Source organism: Citrobacter youngae (assembly GCF_003818115.1).
Taxonomy (GTDB): Bacteria; Pseudomonadota; Gammaproteobacteria; order Enterobacterales; family Enterobacteriaceae; genus Citrobacter; species Citrobacter youngae.
This window is the reverse complement of the sequence record NZ_RPOI01000004.1, coordinates 245,372-265,018: the sequence shown is the minus strand read 5'-3', so window position 1 is coordinate 265,018 and position 19,647 is coordinate 245,372. Positions and strand designations below refer to the sequence as shown.

Below are 19,647 nucleotides of genomic sequence, written 5' to 3'. Positions count from 1 at the left end.
CTGATAAGCGCAGCGCTATCAGGCAATGTCGCGGAATTGATGCCGGACGGCGGCTTTGCCTTATCCGGCCTACGGTTTTTGATTGTCCTATTTTCAGGAGCAAACAGTGCAAAGTGTTGATGTAGCAATTGTTGGTGGCGGCATGGTAGGACTGGCGGTTGCCTGTGGCTTACAGGGCAGCGGGTTGCGCGTTGCTGTATTAGAACAACATGTTCCGCAGCCGTTGGCGGCGGATGCACCTCCTCAGCTTCGCGTTTCGGCCATTAATGCCGCCAGCGAAAAACTGCTTACCCGTCTTGGAGTCTGGTCCGACATTGTTGCCCGTCGCGCTTGCTGCTACCACGGCATGGAAGTCTGGGACAAAGACAGCTTTGGACGTATTGCGTTTGATGACCAGAGCATGGGCTACAGCCATTTGGGGCACATTGTCGAAAACTCACAGATTCATTATGCGCTGTGGCAAAAGGCGCAGCGTTCAGCGGATATTACGCTGATGGCACCTGCTGAATTACAGCAGGTGGCCTGGGGTGAGAACGAAGCATTTCTGACCCTGAAAGATGGCGCAATGCTGACGGCCCGCCTGGTCGTCGGTGCTGATGGTGCTAACTCCTGGCTGCGCAACAAAGCGGATATTCCTCTCACCTTCTGGGATTATCGTCATCATGCGCTGGTGGCGACTATCCGTACGCAGGAAGCGCACGGTGCGGTTGCGCGTCAGGCGTTTCACGGCGAGGGGATCCTGGCATTCCTGCCGCTCAGCGATCCACACTTGTGTTCTATCGTCTGGTCGCTCTCGCCGCAGGAAGCAGAACGTATGCAGCAGGCAAGCGTTGACGAGTTTAATCAGGCGCTGAATATCGCTTTTGATAATCGTCTGGGGCTGTGCAGCCTTGAAAGCGAACGTCAGACGTTTCCGCTGACGGGACGTTATGCCCGTCAGTTCGCCGCCCATCGTCTGGCGCTGGTGGGGGATGCGGCGCATACCATCCACCCGCTGGCGGGTCAGGGGGTTAACCTTGGCTTTATGGATGCGGCGGAGCTGATCGATGAACTTAAGCGGCTACAGCGTCAGGGTAAAGATATTGGGCAGTATCTCTATTTACGCCGCTACGAGCGCAGCCGTAAGCATAGCGCAGCGCTGATGCTGGCGGGGATGCAGGGTTTCCGTGAACTGTTTGCAGGTGAGAATCCGGCGAAAAAACTGCTACGCGATATTGGGCTGAAACTGGCCGATACCCTCCCGGGCGTAAAACCACAACTCATCCGTCAGGCGATGGGACTGAACGATCTTCCCGAGTGGTTACGTTAGTGTCCGCAAGGGCAATCTTAAGAGTTTGAGACCCGTCACACTTTCCTCTCCCGGCCTGCGCGCCGGGGGGCTTCTCTCATTTGAAATAATCTAATTCCACGCCTTTTTTCGCATTAGTTTTTTTAATATCACGTTTTTTTCATAACGCCATTTTTGACATTTTTTCCACATTTAATGTGGATTGGTGCTGTAAGTTTACGCTTATCTTTGTTTGTTATTCTGATTACTTACTATATGTATGGAGTTTTATTCTGTTGGCGATCTGACTGTTTTTCGCCATAAGCTAATGTGATGGTTAATTTTGACTTATGGTTTAGCGTCTGTTTCGGTGGTAAGTTCAGGACAAAGAGAACGTTTGCGTCGCAGCCCCTGGAGCGGCTGTGGTGCTGGGTTTCGTGGCGACAATTTCACCGCGAAAGAGTTGATAGCCCCGCTTATTCAACGAGGAAAAGATGGCTCAACAGACTCCTTTGTACGAACAACACACGCTATGTGGCGCGCGCATGGTTGATTTCCATGGCTGGATGATGCCGCTGCATTACGGCTCTCAGCTCGATGAGCACCATGCTGTCCGCACCGATGCCGGTATGTTCGATGTGTCGCATATGACCATCGTCGACCTGCGCGGCAGCCGCACCCGGGAGTTCTTGCGTTATCTGCTGGCAAACGACGTCGCGAAGCTAACGAAGACAGGCAAAGCCCTCTACTCCGGTATGCTCAACGCTTCGGGCGGCGTGATAGATGACCTGATTGTCTATTACTTCACTGAAGATTTCTTCCGCCTCGTTGTAAACTCCGCCACCCGCGAAAAAGACCTCTCCTGGATTACCCAACACGCTGAACCATACGCTATCGACATCACCGTTCGTGACGACCTGTCGCTGATCGCGGTGCAGGGACCAAACGCGCAGGCAAAAGCAGCCACCCTGTTTACTGACGAGCAACGCCATGCAGTTGAAAGTATGAAACCTTTCTTCGGCGTTCAGGCGGGTGACTTGTTTATCGCAACCACCGGTTATACCGGCGAAGCGGGATATGAAATTGCCATGCCGAATGAAAAGGCCGCGGATTTCTGGCGTGCGCTGGTACAAGCAGGTGTCAAACCTTGCGGTCTGGGCGCGCGTGATACGCTGCGTTTAGAAGCTGGTATGAACCTGTATGGTCAGGAGATGGACGAAGGCATTTCTCCGCTGGCAGCTAACATGGGCTGGACCATCGCATGGGAACCGGCTGACCGCGACTTTATCGGTCGTGAAGCGTTGGAAATGCAGCGTGAAAAAGGCCACGAACAACTGGTCGGGCTGGTGATGACCGAGAAAGGTGTGCTGCGTAATGAACTGCCGGTGCGTTTCACCGATGCTTCCGGCAACCAGCAGGAAGGCATTATCACCAGCGGGACATTCTCCCCAACCCTGGGTTACAGCATCGCGCTGGCTCGTGTCCCTGCGGGTATCGGCGACACGGCGATTGTGCAAATTCGTAACCGCGAAATGCCAGTTAAAGTCACTAAACCTGTTTTTGTGCGTAACGGCAAAGCCGTTGCGTAATTCATCCTTTTTTGGAGATTGATTGATGAGCAACGTACCTGCAGAACTGAAATACAGCAAAGAACACGAATGGCTGCGCAAAGAAGCTGACGGCTCTTACACCGTTGGTATCACCGAACACGCTCAGGAGCTGTTAGGTGACATGGTTTTCGTTGACCTGCCAGAAGTTGGCGCCACCGTCAGCGCGGGCGATGATTGTGCCGTTGCGGAGTCCGTAAAAGCGGCATCCGATATCTATGCGCCAGTAGGCGGTGAGATTGTGGCGGTTAACGACGCGCTCAGCGACTCCCCGGAACTGGTCAACAGCGAACCGTATGCGGGCGGCTGGATTTTCAAAATCAAAGCCAGCGATGAAAGCGAAATTGAATCGCTGCTGGATGCGACCGCATATGAAGCATTGTTAGAAGACGAGTAAATACGCTTCATCCTTCACGTTGCAGGTGTGTTGGCTTCCTAGCTCACCCCAGTCACTTACTTATGTAAGCTCCTGGGGATGTGCTGCGTCGCCGCCGTCCTGCAACGCGAATTATTTTGCGTATTCAGGTAAGTAGAGACACCTACGATTCACTGCACGTTTCAGGAACCATCGCCCATGACACAGACGTTAAGCCAGCTTGAAAACAGCGGCGCTTTCATTGAACGCCACATCGGACCGGACGCCGCGCAGCAGCAAGAGATGCTGAATGCGGTTGGCGCCGAGTCGTTAAACGCGCTGATCGGCCAGATTGTGCCGAAAGACATTCAGCTCGCAACCCCGCCACAGGTGGGCGAGGCGGCGACCGAATACGCTGCGCTGGCTGAATTAAAAGCCATCGCTGGGCGTAACAAGCGCTTCACGTCCTACATTGGCATGGGCTACACCGCCGTGCAGCTGCCACCGGTAATCCTGCGCAACATGCTGGAAAACCCAGGTTGGTACACCGCATACACGCCGTATCAGCCGGAAGTCTCTCAGGGGCGTCTGGAAGCTCTGCTGAACTTCCAACAGGTCACACTGGATCTGACGGGGCTGGATATGGCTTCCGCTTCTCTGCTGGATGAAGCCACCGCGGCCGCTGAAGCCATGGCGATGGCCAAACGTGTCAGCAAACTGAAAAACGCCAACCGCTTCTTCGTTGCGGCTGATGTTCATCCGCAAACGCTGGACGTCGTGCGTACCCGTGCACAAACCTTTGGTTTTGACGTGATTGTTGATGACGCGGCGAAAGCACTGGATCACCAGGATGTGTTTGGCGTGCTGTTGCAGCAGGTTGGCACCACCGGTGAAGTGCATGACTACAGCAAACTGATTAGCGAGCTGAAATCCCGTAAAGTTGTGGTCAGTGTCGCTGCCGACTTTATGGCGCTGGTACTGCTGACTGCTCCGGGCAAACAGGGCGCGGATATCGTTTTCGGTTCTGCACAACGCTTCGGCGTACCGATGGGTTACGGTGGCCCACACGCGGCATTTTTCGCCGCTAAAGACGAATTCAAACGCTCCATGCCAGGCCGTATTATCGGCGTCTCCAAAGATGCGGCGGGCAATACCGCACTGCGCATGGCGATGCAGACTCGTGAGCAGCATATCCGCCGCGAGAAAGCGAACTCCAACATTTGTACCTCGCAGGTTCTGCTGGCCAACATCGCCAGCCTGTATGCCGTTTATCATGGTCCGGTTGGCCTGAAACGCATTGCTAATCGCATCCACCGCCTGACTGATATCCTGGCAGCCGGTCTGCAACAGAAAGGATTGAAGCTGCGTCATGCGCATTACTTCGACACCCTGTGCGTTGAAGTAGCCGATAAGGCCACAGTGCTGGCGCGTGCCGAAGCAGCAGAAATCAACCTGCGTAGCGATATCCATAACGCGGTAGGTATTACGCTCGATGAAACCACCACCCGTGAAAACGTGGTGCAGTTGTTCAATGTTCTGCTGGGCGACAATCACGGCCTGAACATCGATACGCTGGATAAAGACGTGGCGCTCGACAGCCGTTCTATTCAGGAAAGCATGCTGCGTGACGATGCGATCCTCAGTCATCCGGTGTTTAATCGCTATCACAGCGAAACCGAGATGATGCGTTATATGCACTCGCTGGAGCGCAAAGATCTGGCGCTGAACCAGGCAATGATCCCGCTGGGTTCCTGCACCATGAAACTCAACGCCGCTGCCGAGATGATCCCTATCACCTGGCCTGAATTCGCTGAGCTGCATCCGTTCTGCCCGCCAGAGCAGGCTGAAGGTTATCACCAGATGATCGGCCAGCTTTCCGAGTGGCTGGTAAAACTGACCGGTTATGATGCCGTCTGCATGCAGCCGAACTCCGGCGCGCAGGGCGAGTATGCGGGTCTGCTGGCGATTCGTCATTATCACGAAAGCAGTAACGAAGGTCATCGCGATATCTGCCTGATCCCAGCCTCTGCCCACGGTACTAACCCGGCATCTGCACAGATGGCGGGTATGCAGGTCGTGGTTGTCGCCTGTGATAAGAACGGCAACATCGATCTGGACGATCTGCGAGCAAAAGCAGAACAACATGCTGCGAACCTCTCCTGCATCATGGTGACCTATCCGTCTACTCACGGCGTGTATGAAGAAACGATCCGTGAAGTGTGCGACGTTGTGCACCAGTTCGGCGGCCAGGTTTACCTTGATGGCGCGAACATGAACGCTCAGGTTGGGATCACCACGCCGGGCTTTATTGGTGCAGATGTCTCGCACCTCAACTTGCATAAAACATTCTGCATTCCGCACGGCGGCGGCGGCCCAGGTATGGGACCGATCGGCGTGAAATCACATCTGGCGCCGTTTGTACCGGGTCACAGCGTAGTGCAGATTGAAGGGATGCTGACCCGTCAGGGCGCAGTTTCTGCGGCGCCGTTCGGTAGCGCATCCATTTTGCCAATCAGCTGGATGTACATCCGTATGATGGGCGCAGAAGGTCTGAAGCAGGCCAGCCAGGTGGCGATTCTTAACGCTAACTACATTGCCAGCCGTCTGAAAGATGCTTATCCGGTACTGTATACCGGTCGCGATGGTCGCGTGGCGCATGAATGTATTCTCGACATTCGCCCACTGAAAGAAGAGACCGGTATCAGCGAACTGGATATTGCCAAGCGCCTGATCGATTACGGTTTCCATGCGCCGACCATGTCTTTCCCGGTCGCGGGTACCCTGATGGTTGAACCGACTGAATCTGAAAGCAAAGTGGAACTGGATCGCTTTATCAATGCGATGCTGGCAATCCGCGCTGAGATCGATCGCGTGAAAGCCGGCGAATGGTCACTGGAAGATAACCCACTGGTTAACTCACCGCACACGCAAAACGAGCTGGTAGCGGAGTGGAATCACGGTTATAGCCGCGAAATCGCCGTCTTCCCGGCGGGTGTGGCGAACAAATACTGGCCAACCGTGAAACGCCTTGATGACGTTTACGGTGACCGTAACTTGTTCTGCTCCTGCGTACCGATGAGCGAATATCAGTAATCTGCTGATTCAACTATCTTTTAAAGGCGCTTCGGCGCCTTTATTTTTTGGGAGAAACGTTATGGCTATAGCATTGGTGACGGGCGGCAGTCGTGGCATTGGTCGGGCAACCGCGCTGCAACTGGCGCAAGAGGGCTACATGGTCGCGGTGAACTTTCATCACAATATTCGTGCGGCAACGGAGGTGGTGAACAGCATCGCCGCTGCTGGCGGGAAGGCGTTTGCTTTACGGGCGGATATCAGCGATGAAAGCCAGGTTGTAGCAATGTTTGAGTCTATTGACCGTGAAGGCGAACCGCTGACTGCCCTGGTGAATAATGCCGGGATCTTGTTTGAGCAAAGCACGGTCGAAAACTTAACCGCCGAACGAATTAATCGCGTACTGGCAACCAACGTTACCGGCTATTTTCTGTGCTGTCGGGAAGCGGTAAAGCGAATGTCGTTTAAGCATGGTGGTCAGGGCGGGTCGATTGTGAATGTCTCTTCAGCGGCATCGCGGCTTGGTGCGCCATTCGAATATGTTGATTACGCGGCCTCGAAAGGTGCTGTGGACACGCTCACCACCGGCCTGGCGCTGGAGGTTGCGGCGCAGGGCATCCGCGTGAACTGTGTGCGACCGGGTCTTATCTACACTGAAATGCATGCGTCAGGCGGCGAGCCGGGAAGAGTCGATCGCGTGAAATCTATGTTGCCTATGCAGCGTGGCGGGCAGCCGGAAGAAGTCGCGCAGGCAATTACCTGGCTGTTGAGCGAGAAGGCATCTTACGTAACGGGCAGTTTTCTGGAACTGGCGGGCGGGAAGTAGGGATTTAATTGCCGGATAGCGCTGCGTTTATCCAGCCTACGGGAGTATAACCTGTAGGCTGGATAAGGCGTTTACGCCGCCATCCGGCAAAAATTACAGATTCTCGCCGTTGCTGGCAATAACCTCTTTGTACCAGTCAAAACTCTTCTTTCGTGAACGCGACATATCGCCGGTGCCGTCGTCATGTTTGTTCACGTAGATAAAGCCGTAACGTTTGCTGTACTGACCGGTGGTAAACGATACGCAGTCGATGCAGCCCCATGGCGTGTAGCCCATCAGGTCTACGCCATCATAGGTCACCGCTTTCATCATTTCTTCGATGTGGGCGCGCAGATAGTCGATGCGATAGTCGTCGTTGATGCTGCCGTCTTCTTCTACTTTGTCATAAGCGCCAAACCCGTTTTCAACGATAAACAGCGGCTTCTGGTAGCGTTCATACAGCTCACATAAGGCATAGCGTAGACCGACGGGGTCAATCTGCCAGCCCCAGTCGGAGGCTTTTACGTGCGGGTTCGGTACGCTGCCCTCAAAACCAGAAATGGCATCGCCGCTGCCGCCTTCCGCTTTTACCGCGTTGGTCATGTAGTAACTGAATCCGAGATAGTCACAGGTGCCTTCGCGCAGGATTTGCTCGTCGCCGTCTTCCATCCTGATGTTAAATTCACGGCGTTCCCATTCGTTTAGCACATAAGACGGGTAGTAACCGCGCAGTTGAACATCGGTGAAAACGTAACGCTCACGCATCGATTCCTGCGCGAACATCACATCTTTAGGCTTACAGGAGAACGGGTACAGTGGCACCATCGCCAGCATGCAGCCGACTTTCATTTCCGGGTTGATGCGACGTGCGGCTTTTACTGCCAGAGCGCTGGCCACGAACTGGTGGTGCAGCACCTGGTACATAGTCTCTTCCGGGTTTTCATGCTCGGTATACACCACGCCGGAGCAGCAATAGCCAAACAGCGGCGCGCGCCAGTTACGCTGGTTGTTGATCTCATTGAAGGTCATCCAGTATTTGACCTTGTGCTTATAGCGCTCAAAAACGACTTCAGCAAAACGGACAAAGAAATCGACGACTTTACGATTGGTCCAGCTACCGTACTGTTGAACCAGGTGCAGCGGCATTTCGAAGTGGGAAAGGGTGATGACTGGTTCAATGTTGTACTTCAGCAGTTCATCAAACATGTCGTCGTAGAATTTTAACCCTTCTTCATTTGGCTGGGTTTCGTCCCCTTTCGGGAAGATGCGGGTCCAGGCAATTGACGTACGGAAGCATTTGAAGCCCATCTCGGCAAACAGCTTGATGTCTTCTTTGTAATGACTGTAAAAATCGACAGCTTCGTGGTTGGGGTAGTACTTACCGGGCTCAACTTCCTGAGTGATTTCTCGCGGAACGCCGTGTGCCCCTCCGGTCAGTACGTCGCAAATGCTGGGGCCTTTGCCACCTTTGTTCCAGCCGCCTTCAACCTGATGCGCCGCCACCGCGCCGCCCCATAAAAAATCGTTTGGTAAGGTAAGTTTTTTCATCTGCGCTCAGTCTCAAATTAATACAATCTGATTTTGAGTCTAACAAAGGAAAGATAAATGTCACGATATAACAAAATAGCGTAAATGTGATTTGTTACATCAAAAAAACAGAGTGTTTTTTTACGCTATTCTTTTCGCCAGCTTGCGACCGAGTGATTCCAGAATATAAATAACGGGGATCTGCGTGGTTATATCGTATACCCCGGCAATACGTGTTTGTGGAACATGCCAGGAGAGATTAAAGTCGGCGAGTTTCGCCAGGCGAGAGTGTTCATGGCTGGTGACCGACAGAACCTTACAGTTGTGCAGACTGAACTGGCTGGCAAAGCGCAGGATCTCTTCTGTTTCACCAGACACGGAAAGCACGATCGCCAGCGCGTTTCTGGCCATGTCGTTAGTTACCGGGAAATAAGGATCGTCAATGTGATTACTGAATTTACCGACGTTTGAGAAAAAACGTGCGCCATATTTTGCCAGCGCTCCAGACGTTCCCGCTCCGACGAATATAATACGTTCGGACGATAATATAATATCAACAGCCTGATCGAGCAGTTTATCGAACTCGTCGTTATTGACGCCTTTAAAGAAACTGATAATTTCGCTGGCACCGAAATTAGCCTGTTGCGGTTCATTCTGCTCTAAATATAATTTGAAGCGTAAGCGAAATTCTGAGTAACCCTCACACTTAAGCTTGCGGCAAAAGCGCAGTACGGTGGTGGTGGAAACGCCCACGGCATCAGCCAGTTCGCGAATGGTCATGTACATGACTTTGTCACGGTTTTTGATGACATAGTTGTAGACCAGCATCTCAAGATTGTTGAGACTGGCGATGGCAGCGTGGGAGAACATACTCACAATGGCAAAACTCACTCATCAGACTTTATCTACAGGGAATAATAACATGCAGCCAAATGACATCACTTTTTTTCAGCGTTTCCAGGATGACATTCTGGCCGGACGCAAAACCATCACCATTCGTGACGAGTCCGAATCACACTTTAAAGCCGGGGACATTCTACGGGTTGGACGCTTTGAAGATGAGGGCTACTTCTGCACGATTGAAGTTGTCGGCACCTCAACGGTTACGCTGGATACGCTAACGGAAAAACATGCCCAGCAGGAAAACATGGCGCTCGATGAGCTTAAACAGGTGATCGCCGAGATTTACCCGGATCAAACGCAATTTTATGTGATTGATTTTAAATGCCTTTAACTTTACAGGTACAGCTGTTAGCTGAAATATAAAATGCAATTATATGATTTTTATTAATTATTTATTATTTGATAAATATTTTAGCTAACATGTGTTCACTGGAACCATTCTCAGTTACGCTAGAGGCGCAATAACGAAAGTGTTCGTTTCTGGGGAGTAACTTATGGTTCAGAAGCCATTAATCGCGCAGGGATATTCGCTGGCAGAGGAAATAGCCAATAGCATCAGTCACGGTATCGGGCTGGTGTTTGGGATTGTCGGACTGGTGCTGTTACTGGTTCAGGCAGTGGATACCAACGCCAGCGCCATGGCTATTACCAGCTATAGCCTGTACGGCGGCAGCATGATCCTGCTGTTCCTTGCCTCAACCTTGTATCATGCGATCCCCCATCAGAGAGCGAAAGTCTGGCTGAAAAAATTCGACCACTGCGCGATTTATCTGCTGATTGCCGGGACCTACACGCCATTCCTGCTGGTGGGGCTGGATTCGCCGCTGGCACGCGGACTGATGATTGTTATCTGGAGCCTGGCGCTAATCGGTATTTTATTCAAACTGACTATTGCGCACCGCTTTAAGGTTCTGTCGCTGGTGACCTACCTGACAATGGGCTGGCTATCGCTGATAGTGGTGTATCAACTGGCGGTTAAGCTGTCGGCGGGTGGTGTGACGTTGCTGGCCGTTGGCGGCGTCGTGTATTCGCTGGGCGTTATTTTCTACGTCTGTAAGCGCATTCCTTACAACCACGCGATCTGGCATGGCTTTGTGCTGGGCGGCAGCGTTTGCCACTTCCTGGCAATCTATCTGTACGTTGGTCAGGCTTAACCCTTGATGCCGGATGGCGGCTAGCGCCTTATCCGGCCTACAAAACAAAAGCCAGCATGCCTGATAGACGCATCGCAATCAGGCATTATTCATTTATTCTTCCAGCGAATACGGCAGCGGTACGATATGTAGCGTTTTTGCATCGTCGCGAACGCGGAACACGCTGTCGGCTTCCATGTCGTTATTCATCACAACCTGCACCAGCACTTGTCCATCAGCCAGCTGTACCGCGGCGAGTACGGTGCCGGTACGACGCCAGTTCTCGCCCATTTTCAGCTCCAGGTCTTCACCCGCTTCCGGCACCCGACTGGCCGCACCTGCCAGAGTCCACATGGCGCGTTTATTGGCGCCGCGGAATTTTGCGCGGGCAACCATTTCCTGACCGGTATAGCAGCCTTTTTTAAAGCTGATACCGCCCAATGCCTGCAGATTGGTGGCCTGCGGAATAAACTGTGCGCTGTTGGCAGTATCAATAACCGGAATACCCGCTTCGATATCCAGCGCCAGCCACTGTTGGCTGTTATTCAATTCTGCTTCGCCACGCAGTTTCTCCGCAATCATCTCAGCTGTTGCGACATCAACGATCAGCAGGAAGCGTTCAGATGGATGCTCGAACCACAGCAGGGCGGAAGCGCCGTGGGTAACGACCTGCTTATCGCTGGTTGGCAGTTCGCTAAAGAGATTGGCTAGCGCCGCGCGCGCCTGGAAGCCCGCTACGCCCAGCAGGACGCGCTCGTCATCCGGGGCAATCACGACCTTCGAGAAGACGGCGTATTTTTTCAGTTCGGTCAATTGGGCATCACGCAGGCTACGGCGTTCAAGCCAGGCAAAACCATCAGCCTGACGGAAGAGACGCAGGTTGCTCCACATTTTACCTTTGGCATCGCAGTGAGCTGCCAGCAGGTGTTGCTGTTCGGTCATCTGGCTGACATCAGCGGTGACCTGGCCCTGGATGTACTTTTCACTGTCGACGCCGGTAATGGTGGCGAGAGCCCAGTCGTCGAGCGTCATTAGCGTCAGAGGCAAACGTGCCGACGCACACGGCTGGCGAGGAGGAAACGATGTAAAAGCCATAATAATGTCCTGATTTGCTTAACGCGGTAATAATGACTAATGGTAAAAGAGCTATAGGCTATTGCAAGCGGTTTAAACATCCTGTTTGTGCCTTATATTAAGCTTTGCGAGGAGACATCCAAAAAAGTGAACCCTTTGACTTAATGTGGTTTTATTTAGCGATCGCGCTTCCGTTTACTGATATTCCCGTAAAAGAGCGTGAAAAACACGTTACAATAGCCGGATACTTCGTTTTCGCGAGACAGGGAAAAGAACATGGATATTAACAACAAAGCACGTATTCATTGGGCATGCCGCCGCGGTATGCGTGAACTGGACATCTCTATCATGCCGTTTTTCGAACATGAGTATGACAACTTAAGTAACGAAGAAAAACGCATCTTTATCCGTCTGCTGGAATGTGATGATCCAGACTTATTTAACTGGTTGATGAATCATGGGAAACCGGCTGATGAGCAGTTGGAGCAGATGGTGCGACTCATCCAGATACGGAATCGGGAACGTGGTCCAGTGGCAATCTGATTTACGCGTTTCATGGCGCGCACAGTGGCTCTCTCTGCTCATTCATGGGCTGGTTGCGGTATTCATTTTATTGATGCCCTGGCCATTGAGCTACACCCCATTATGGTTGGTGCTGCTCTCTCTGGTGGTGTTTGATAGCGTACGCAGTCAGCGTCGCATTAACGCTTGTCAGGGAGAGATTAGACTGTTAATGGACGGTCGCCTGCGCTGGCAGGGGCAAGAGTGGTCTATCGTTTGTGCACCCTGGATGATTAAAACGGGCATGATGCTGCGTTTGCGTTCAGATGCGGGAAAACGTCAGCATTTGTGGCTGGCAGCGGACAGCATGGATGACGCTGAGTGGCGGGATTTGCGGCGGTTAATGCTGCAACAGGTAAAGCAGGGTTAACGCCGGCGAATGACTGATGGCGAGCAGCTACGGTTTAGCGCGCTATGTAAGCCGAGAAGGCATTCACGCCGTCATCCGGCAAACTGGCTATCAGGACCAGTGTTCGGCCATTTCACCGAGAATTTGCTCACACCATGCCTGGATACGTTCATCGCTGAGGTCGTACTGGTTCGTTTCATCCAGAGCTAAACCGACAAACAACTGCCCATCGGCAATCACGGGTTTATCACTGGTGAATTCATAACCTTCTGTTGGCCAGTAACCGACAAACTTAACGCCTTTGGTGACCAGTTTATCATGCAGCATACCCAGTGCATCAAGGAACCACTCACCGTACCCCAGTTGATCGCCCATGCCGTAAAGCGCGACAATCTTGCCTTCCAGGTTGAGGTTGTCCAGTTGATCCCAGACCGCTTCCCAGTCTTCCTGAATTTCACCGAAATCCCAGGTTGGGATGCCCAAAATGAGCACGTCATACTGCTCCATTAGAGCCGGGGAATCATCCTTGAGATTGTGCAGTGTCACCAGTTCGGGACCCAGGATATCGCGGATTTTTTCTGCTGCCATTTCGGTGTAGCAGGTGCTGGAACCGTAAAAAAGACCCATGTTCATGACGTAAACATCTCAATTCTGCTGTAGCGTTGCGGGTAGTGTAACAGAATCGCCGCAATCCCGGCACAATGAGGCATAATGCATCAAAAATGAGAGTGGAATAAGGGGCGCGAGTGGAACAGGATCTGGCGCGCATCGAGCAGTTTCTTGATGCACTGTGGCTGGAACGAAATCTGGCAGAGAACACGTTAAGTGCGTATCGTCGCGATCTGACAATGCTTGTTGAATGGTTGCACCATCGTGGCATTTCACTGGCGACGGCGCAGAGCGATGATTTGCAGGCATTGCTGGCTGAGCGGATGGATGGCGGGTATAAAGCCACCAGTTCAGCTCGTTTGCTCAGTGCCATGCGGCGTTTTTTTCAGCATCTTTACGGCGAAAAATTTCGCGAAGACGATCCAAGCGCCTCGCTTGCTTCACCTAAACTTCCGCAGCGTTTGCCAAAAGATCTCAGCGAAGCGCAGGTAGAACGGCTGCTGCAGGCTCCGCTTATTGACCAACCGCTTGAGCTACGCGACAAAGCGATGCTGGAGGTTTTGTACGCTACGGGGTTGCGCGTATCAGAGTTGGTGGGGCTGACGATGAGCGATATTAGTCTGCGCCAGGGCGTTGTGCGGGTGATTGGTAAAGGCAACAAAGAGCGGCTTGTGCCGTTGGGCGAAGAAGCCGTGTACTGGCTGGAAACATACCTGGAACACGGTCGTCCGTGGTTGCTCAACGGCGTATCGATTGACGTACTGTTTCCCAGCCAGCGTGCGCAGCAGATGACCCGTCAGACTTTCTGGCATCGTATTAAACACTATGCTGTGTTAGCAGGGATCGACAGCGAGAAACTGTCACCGCACGTATTGCGGCATGCTTTTGCCACGCATCTGCTCAATCACGGCGCTGACCTGCGCGTGGTGCAGATGCTGCTGGGGCATAGCGATCTCTCGACTACGCAGATTTATACACATGTCGCAACGGAGCGCTTGCGTCAACTACATCAACAGCATCACCCACGAGCGTGAGTGCTGACAGTAAAGGATAGGTTATGAAGAAACGTTTTATGATGCTCACCCTGCTGGCCACAGCGTTTTCAGGCATGGTGCATGCAGACGATGCAGCTATTCGCCAGTCATTAGCGAAGCTGGGCGTGCAGAGCACCGAAATTCAACCTGCTCCGGTTGCGGGCATGAAAACCGTACTGACCAATAGCGGTGTGCTGTACGTGACTGAAGACGGCAAGCATATTATTCAGGGGCCGATGTATGACGTAAGTGGCGCAAGTCCGGTGAATGTCACTAATCAATTGCTGATGAAGCATCTGAATGCGCTGGAAAAAGAGATGATCGTTTACAAAGCGCCGCAGGAAAAACACGTCATCACCGTTTTCACCGACATCACCTGTGGTTACTGCCACAAGTTGCATGAAGAGATGAAAGACTACAATGCGTTAGGGATCACCGTCCGTTATCTGGCCTTCCCTCGACAGGGGCTGGAAAGCCAGGCCGAGCAGGACATGAAGTCAATCTGGTGTGCAAAAGATAAAAACAAAGCCTTTGACGATGCAATGGCGGGCAAGGGCGTGAAAGCGGCGACCTGTGATGTGGATATCGCGAATCATTACGCGCTGGGCGTACAGTTTGGCGTCAGTGGCACACCGGCGATTGTCCTGAGCAACGGCTATGTTGTTCCGGGCTATCAGGGGCCGAAAGAGATGAAAGAATTCCTCGACGCACACGAAAAACAGACCAGCGGTAAATAATTCGCGTGAAACAACAGATACAACTTCGTCGGCGTGAAGCCGACGAGACCGCCGAGCTACCAGCCGACTTGCCGCCGCTGCTGCGTCGTTTGTACGCCAGTCGCGGCGTGCGCAGCGCGCAGGAGCTTGAGCGTAGCGTGAAAGGCATGCTGCCGTGGCAGCATTTGAACGGCGTCGAAAAAGCGGTTGAGATCCTCTATAACGCCTTTCGCGAAGGAACCCGCATCATTGTGGTGGGGGATTTCGATGCCGATGGTGCGACCAGCACGGCGCTGAGCATCCTGGCAATGCGTGCGTTGGGCTGCAGCAACGTTGACTACCTGGTGCCTAATCGTTTTGAAGACGGCTATGGTTTAAGCCCGGAAGTCGTGGATCAGGCCCATGCCCGGGGCGCTCAGCTAATTGTCACCGTAGACAACGGCATCTCGTCTCACGCGGGAGTCGAACATGCCAGAACGTTGGGGATCCCGGTCGTTGTGACCGATCACCACCTGCCCGGTGACACGCTGCCGGGCGCAGAGGCGATCATCAACCCTAACCTGCCCGACTGTGAATTCCCGTCGAAATCGCTGGCAGGCGTTGGTGTAGCCTTCTATCTGATGCTGGCGCTGCGTACTTTCCTGCGTGACAAAGGTTGGTTTGATGAACGAGGCATTGCACCGCCGAACCTGGCGGATTTGCTCGATCTGGTTGCTTTGGGCACAGTAGCAGACGTGGTGCCGCTGGATGCCAATAACCGTATCCTGACGTGGCAAGGTTTAAGCCGCATTCGTGCTGGAAAGTGCCGCCCTGGCATTAAGGCGCTACTGGAGATTTCCAATCGTGACCCGCTCAAACTGGCCGCCAGTGATTTAGGTTTTGCGCTTGGCCCTCGGCTGAACGCGGCGGGCCGTCTGGACGATATGTCCGTTGGTGTGGCGCTGTTGCTGTGCGACAACATTGGCGAAGCGCGCGTGCTGGCCAACGAGCTGGACGCGCTAAACCAGACGCGCAAAGAGATTGAACAGGGGATGCAGGCAGAAGCACTGACCCTGTGTGAAAAGCTGGAACGCAGTAGTGACACACTCCCAGGCGGCCTGGCAATGTACCACCCTGAGTGGCATCAGGGCGTGGTGGGGATTCTGGCGTCGCGCATCAAAGAGCGCTTCCATCGTCCGGTGATTGCGTTTGCGCCTGCCGGTGACGGTACGCTGAAAGGCTCCGGACGTTCGATCCAGGGACTGCATATGCGTGATGTGCTGGAGCGTCTGGATACGCTTTATCCCGGCATGATCATTAAGTTTGGTGGGCATGCGATGGCAGCAGGTCTGTCGCTGGAAGAAGCGCAGTTCGAGCATTTCCAGCAGCGTTTTGGCGAACTGGTAACCGAGTGGCTGGATCCCGCCTTACTGCAGGGTGAGGTAGTCTCTGATGGTCCGCTGAGTGTGGCAGAGATGACCATGGAGGTCGCGCAAATGCTGCGCGATGCCGGCCCGTGGGGACAAATGTTCCCGGAGCCGCTGTTTGACGGGCATTTCCGCCTGCTTCAGCAGCGCCTGGTCGGTGAGCGTCATCTGAAGGTGATGGTGGAGCCTGTTGGCGGCGGCCCACTGCTGGACGGAATTGCGTTTAATGTCGATACCACATGCTGGCCGGATAACGGTGTTCGCGAAGTTCAGCTTGCCTACAAACTGGATATTAACGAGTTTCGCGGTAACCGCAGCCTGCAGATTATAATCGATAATATCTGGCCACTTTAGCGTCACAATACACATAATCATTCAAGCTGCATCGAGGCGGCAAGTGAATGAGTCCCCAGGAGCGTACAACGAGTACGTGACTGGGGTGAATTCGCGCAGCCAACAAAGAGTCAGCTTGAAGGATGACGTGTATATTCGCTATAAAAAAGGGTGTGGATTGGTTACAATCCCGCTCTTATAACCGCATTTTGACTCGTTCAATAAAAGAAATCAGACCATGTTTGAAATTAATCCGGTAAATAACCGCATTCAGGACCTCACGGAACGCTCAGACGTTCTTAGGGGGTATCTTTGACTATGATGCCAAGAAAGAGCGTCTGGAAGAAGTAAACGCCGAGCTGGAACAGCCGGACGTGTGGAACGAACCCGAACGTGCACAGGCGCTGGGTAAAGAACGTTCTTCCCTTGAGGCCATCGTTGATACGCTCGATCAGATGAGCCAGGGCCTGGAAGATGTCTCCGGCCTGTTGGAACTGGCTGTAGAAGCCGACGACGAAGAAACCTTTAACGAAGCCGTAGCAGAACTCGATACGCTGGAAGATAAACTGGCACAGCTGGAATTCCGTCGTATGTTCTCCGGTGAATATGACAGCGCAGATTGCTATCTCGATATCCAGGCGGGTTCCGGCGGTACCGAAGCGCAGGATTGGGCCAGCATGCTGATGCGTATGTATCTGCGTTGGGCTGAAGCGCGCGGCTTTAAGACCGAAATTATTGAAGAGTCTGAAGGTGAAGTGGCGGGTATTAAATCCGTGACCATCAGAATTGCTGGCGAGTATGCTTACGGTTGGCTGCGTACTGAAACCGGCGTACACCGTCTGGTTCGTAAGAGTCCGTTCGACTCCGGCGGACGTCGCCATACGTCGTTCAGTTCGGCGTTTGTTTATCCGGAAGTTGACGATGATATTGATATCGATATCAACCCGGCGGATCTGCGTATTGACGTTTACCGTGCCTCCGGTGCAGGCGGTCAGCACGTTAACCGTACGGAATCTGCGGTGCGTATTACCCACATCCCGACCGGGATTGTGACGCAGTGTCAGAACGACCGTTCCCAGCACAAGAACAAAGACCAGGCCATGAAGCAGATGAAAGCGAAGCTTTATGAACTGGAAATGCAGAAGAAGAATGCCGAGAAACAGGCGATGGAAGACACCAAGTCAGATATCGGCTGGGGTAGCCAGATTCGTTCTTATGTCCTTGATGACTCCCGCATCAAAGATCTGCGTACCGGGGTTGAAACCCGTAACACGCAGGCGGTGCTGGATGGCAGCCTGGATCAATTTATCGAAGCAAGTTTGAAAGCAGGGTTATGAGGAACCAACATGTCTGAACAACACGTACAGGGCGCTGACGCGGTAGCCGACCTTAACAATGAACTGAAAACGCGTCGTGAGAAGCTGGCGAGCCTGCGTGAGCAGGGGATCCCGTTCCCGAACGATTTCCGTCGCGATCATACCTCAGACCAACTGCATGCTGACTTCGACGCAAAAGAAAACGAAGAGCTGGAAGCGCTGAACATTGAGGTATCCGTTGCTGGCCGTATGATGACCCGTCGTATTATGGGTAAAGCATCATTCGTTACGCTGCAGGACGTGGGCGGCCGTATTCAGCTGTACGTTGCGCGCGACGATCTGCCGGAAGGCGTCTACAACGAGCAGTTCAAGAAGTGGGATCTGGGCGATATCCTCGGCGCGAAAGGTAAGTTGTTCAAGACCAAGACCGGTGAGCTGTCTATCCACTGCACCGAACTGCGTTTGCTGACCAAAGCGCTGCGCCCGCTGCCGGATAAATTCCACGGTCTGCAGGATCAGGAAGCGCGTTACCGCCAGCGTTACCTGGATCTCATCTCTAATGATGAATCCCGCAACACCTTTAAAGTGCGTTCACAGATCATGGCGGGTATCCGTCAGTTCATGGTGGGCCGCGGCTTTATGGAAGTTGAAACCCCGATGATGCAGGTGATCCCCGGCGGTGCGGCAGCACGTCCGTTTATCACCCACCATAACGCGCTGGATCTGGACATGTACCTGCGTATTGCGCCGGAACTGTACCTCAAGCGTCTGGTGGTGGGCGGTTTCGAACGCGTATTCGAAATTAACCGTAACTTCCGTAACGAAGGCATCTCTGTTCGCCATAACCCAGAGTTCACTATGATGGAACTCTACATGGCTTATGCGGACTACAAAGATCTGATCGAACTGACCGAATCGTTGTTCCGTACGTTGGCGCAGAACGTTCTGGGAACAACTAAAGTGCCTTACGGCGAAGAAGTCTTCGACTTTGGTAAGCCGTTTGAAAAACTGACCATGCGCGAAGCGATTCAGAAATACCGTCCGGAAACCAATATGGCCGATCTGGATAACTTCGATTCTGCAAAAGCGATTGCTGAATCTATCGGTATCAAAGTTGAGAAGAGCTGGGGTCTGGGCCGTATCGTGACCGAGATTTTTGAAGAAGTTGCGGAAGCGCACCTGATTCAGCCGACCTTCATTACCGAGTACCCGGCAGAAGTTTCTCCGCTGGCGCGTCGTAATGACGAAAACCCGGAAATCACCGATCGCTTCGAATTCTTCATCGGCGGACGTGAAATCGGTAACGGGTTCAGCGAGCTGAACGATGCCGAAGATCAGGCGCAGCGTTTCCAGGATCAGGTTAACGCTAAAGATGCGGGTGATGACGAAGCGATGTTCTACGACGAAGACTACGTTACCGCTCTGGAACACGGTCTGCCGCCGACTGCGGGCCTGGGTATTGGTATCGACCGTATGGTTATGCTGTTCACTAACAGCCACACCATCCGCGACGTGATCCTGTTCCCGGCAATGCGTCCGGTTAAGTAAGATGTGAACTGCCGGATGGCGGCTGATGCCTT

Annotated in this window: 18 protein-coding genes; 14 read left to right on the top strand and 4 right to left on the bottom strand. The window is 53.1% G+C overall.

Annotation, left to right across the window (positions count from 1 at the left end; translation table 11 throughout):
• The first annotated feature begins 106 nt into the window (after positions 1-106).
• The 5 genes from ubiI to EHN13_RS03530 all read left to right on the top strand — a co-directional run bounded on the left by ubiI (position 107) and on the right by EHN13_RS03530 (position 7,127).
• Positions 107-1,309, top strand: coding sequence for an FAD-dependent 2-octaprenylphenol hydroxylase (gene ubiI / locus EHN13_RS03550; RefSeq protein WP_124020894.1), 1,203 nt, complete (start codon positions 107-109; stop codon positions 1,307-1,309).
• A gap of 452 nt (positions 1,310-1,761) precedes the next feature.
• Entirely contained in the window at positions 1,762-2,856 is a 1,095-nt protein-coding gene (gcvT, locus tag EHN13_RS03545) for a glycine cleavage system aminomethyltransferase GcvT (protein ID WP_101742751.1), read from the top strand.
• A 25-nt stretch (positions 2,857-2,881) separates the two neighbouring features.
• The gene (gene gcvH, locus EHN13_RS03540) at positions 2,882-3,271 is read left to right on the top strand and encodes a glycine cleavage system protein GcvH (RefSeq protein WP_003026965.1); all 390 of its coding nucleotides are present in this window, start codon (positions 2,882-2,884) and stop codon (positions 3,269-3,271) included.
• Between the two features lie 177 nt (positions 3,272-3,448).
• A complete protein-coding gene (gene gcvP / locus EHN13_RS03535; protein WP_124020893.1) occupies positions 3,449-6,322 on the top strand; it encodes an aminomethyl-transferring glycine dehydrogenase in 2,874 nt (957 codons plus the stop codon).
• Between the two features lie 61 nt (positions 6,323-6,383).
• The gene (locus EHN13_RS03530) at positions 6,384-7,127 is read left to right on the top strand and encodes an SDR family oxidoreductase (protein ID WP_124020892.1); all 744 of its coding nucleotides are present in this window, start codon (positions 6,384-6,386) and stop codon (positions 7,125-7,127) included.
• Positions 7,128-7,220: 93 nt separating this feature from the next.
• On the opposite strand, the gene bglA is transcribed toward EHN13_RS03530, so the two are convergent.
• Positions 7,221-8,654, bottom strand: coding sequence for a 6-phospho-beta-glucosidase BglA (gene bglA / locus EHN13_RS03525; RefSeq protein ID WP_124020891.1), 1,434 nt, complete (start codon positions 8,652-8,654; stop codon positions 7,221-7,223).
• 120 nt (positions 8,655-8,774) lie between these two features.
• Positions 8,775-9,503, bottom strand: coding sequence for a MurR/RpiR family transcriptional regulator (locus EHN13_RS03520; RefSeq protein ID WP_061068520.1), 729 nt, complete (start codon positions 9,501-9,503; stop codon positions 8,775-8,777).
• A 52-nt stretch (positions 9,504-9,555) separates the two neighbouring features.
• Here EHN13_RS03520 and yqfB point away from each other — a divergent pair, with 52 nt between their 5' ends.
• Together yqfB and trhA are read left to right on the top strand one after the other, a co-directional pair.
• Positions 9,556-9,867 (top strand): N(4)-acetylcytidine aminohydrolase, encoded by a 312-nt coding sequence (gene yqfB, locus EHN13_RS03515; RefSeq protein WP_048213167.1) that lies wholly within the window; start codon positions 9,556-9,558, stop codon positions 9,865-9,867.
• Between the two features lie 163 nt (positions 9,868-10,030).
• On the top strand, positions 10,031-10,690 hold the full coding sequence (gene trhA, locus EHN13_RS03510) for a PAQR family membrane homeostasis protein TrhA (RefSeq protein WP_101742747.1): 660 nt from the start codon (positions 10,031-10,033) through the stop codon (positions 10,688-10,690).
• 93 nt (positions 10,691-10,783) lie between these two features.
• Here trhA and ygfZ read toward each other — a convergent pair whose 3' ends face one another.
• A complete protein-coding gene (gene ygfZ / locus EHN13_RS03505) occupies positions 10,784-11,764 on the bottom strand; it encodes a tRNA-modifying protein YgfZ (protein ID WP_048213166.1) in 981 nt (326 codons plus the stop codon).
• Between the two features lie 255 nt (positions 11,765-12,019).
• Here ygfZ and sdhE point away from each other — a divergent pair, with 255 nt between their 5' ends.
• The gene (gene sdhE, locus EHN13_RS03500; protein ID WP_124020890.1) at positions 12,020-12,286 is read left to right on the top strand and encodes an FAD assembly factor SdhE; all 267 of its coding nucleotides are present in this window, start codon (positions 12,020-12,022) and stop codon (positions 12,284-12,286) included.
• On the top strand, positions 12,267-12,674 hold the full coding sequence (locus EHN13_RS03495; protein WP_048213165.1) for a protein YgfX: 408 nt from the start codon (positions 12,267-12,269) through the stop codon (positions 12,672-12,674). Before sdhE ends, EHN13_RS03495 begins: the two co-directional genes overlap by 20 nt.
• A gap of 90 nt (positions 12,675-12,764) precedes the next feature.
• On the opposite strand, the gene fldB is transcribed toward EHN13_RS03495, so the two are convergent.
• Positions 12,765-13,286, bottom strand: coding sequence for a flavodoxin FldB (fldB, locus tag EHN13_RS03490; protein ID WP_048213164.1), 522 nt, complete (start codon positions 13,284-13,286; stop codon positions 12,765-12,767).
• A 113-nt stretch (positions 13,287-13,399) separates the two neighbouring features.
• On the opposite strand from fldB, the gene xerD reads away from it, so the two are divergent.
• From xerD to lysS, 5 genes are all read left to right on the top strand, one after another.
• Complete coding sequence (gene xerD / locus EHN13_RS03485) at positions 13,400-14,296, top strand: site-specific tyrosine recombinase XerD (protein WP_005123354.1); 897 nt, start codon at positions 13,400-13,402, stop codon at positions 14,294-14,296.
• 23 nt (positions 14,297-14,319) lie between these two features.
• Entirely contained in the window at positions 14,320-15,033 is a 714-nt protein-coding gene (gene dsbC / locus EHN13_RS03480) for a bifunctional protein-disulfide isomerase/oxidoreductase DsbC (RefSeq protein ID WP_101742745.1), read from the top strand.
• Positions 15,034-15,038: 5 nt separating this feature from the next.
• Positions 15,039-16,772: a single-stranded-DNA-specific exonuclease RecJ gene (gene recJ, locus EHN13_RS03475; RefSeq protein ID WP_115601508.1), complete on the top strand. Its 1,734-nt coding sequence runs from the start codon at positions 15,039-15,041 to the stop codon at positions 16,770-16,772.
• Positions 16,773-16,989: 217 nt separating this feature from the next.
• Positions 16,990-18,088 (top strand): peptide chain release factor 2 gene (gene prfB, locus EHN13_RS03470; protein WP_096878465.1). Its coding sequence is split into 2 segments (ribosomal slippage): positions 16,990-17,064 and positions 17,066-18,088, totalling 1,098 coding nucleotides; the frame shifts between segments, so codons are not numbered across the junction.
• A gap of 9 nt (positions 18,089-18,097) precedes the next feature.
• Positions 18,098-19,615, top strand: a complete 1,518-nt coding sequence (gene lysS / locus EHN13_RS03465) for a lysine--tRNA ligase (RefSeq protein WP_124020889.1) — start codon at positions 18,098-18,100, stop codon at positions 19,613-19,615.
• The last annotated feature ends 32 nt before the right edge of the window (positions 19,616-19,647 follow it).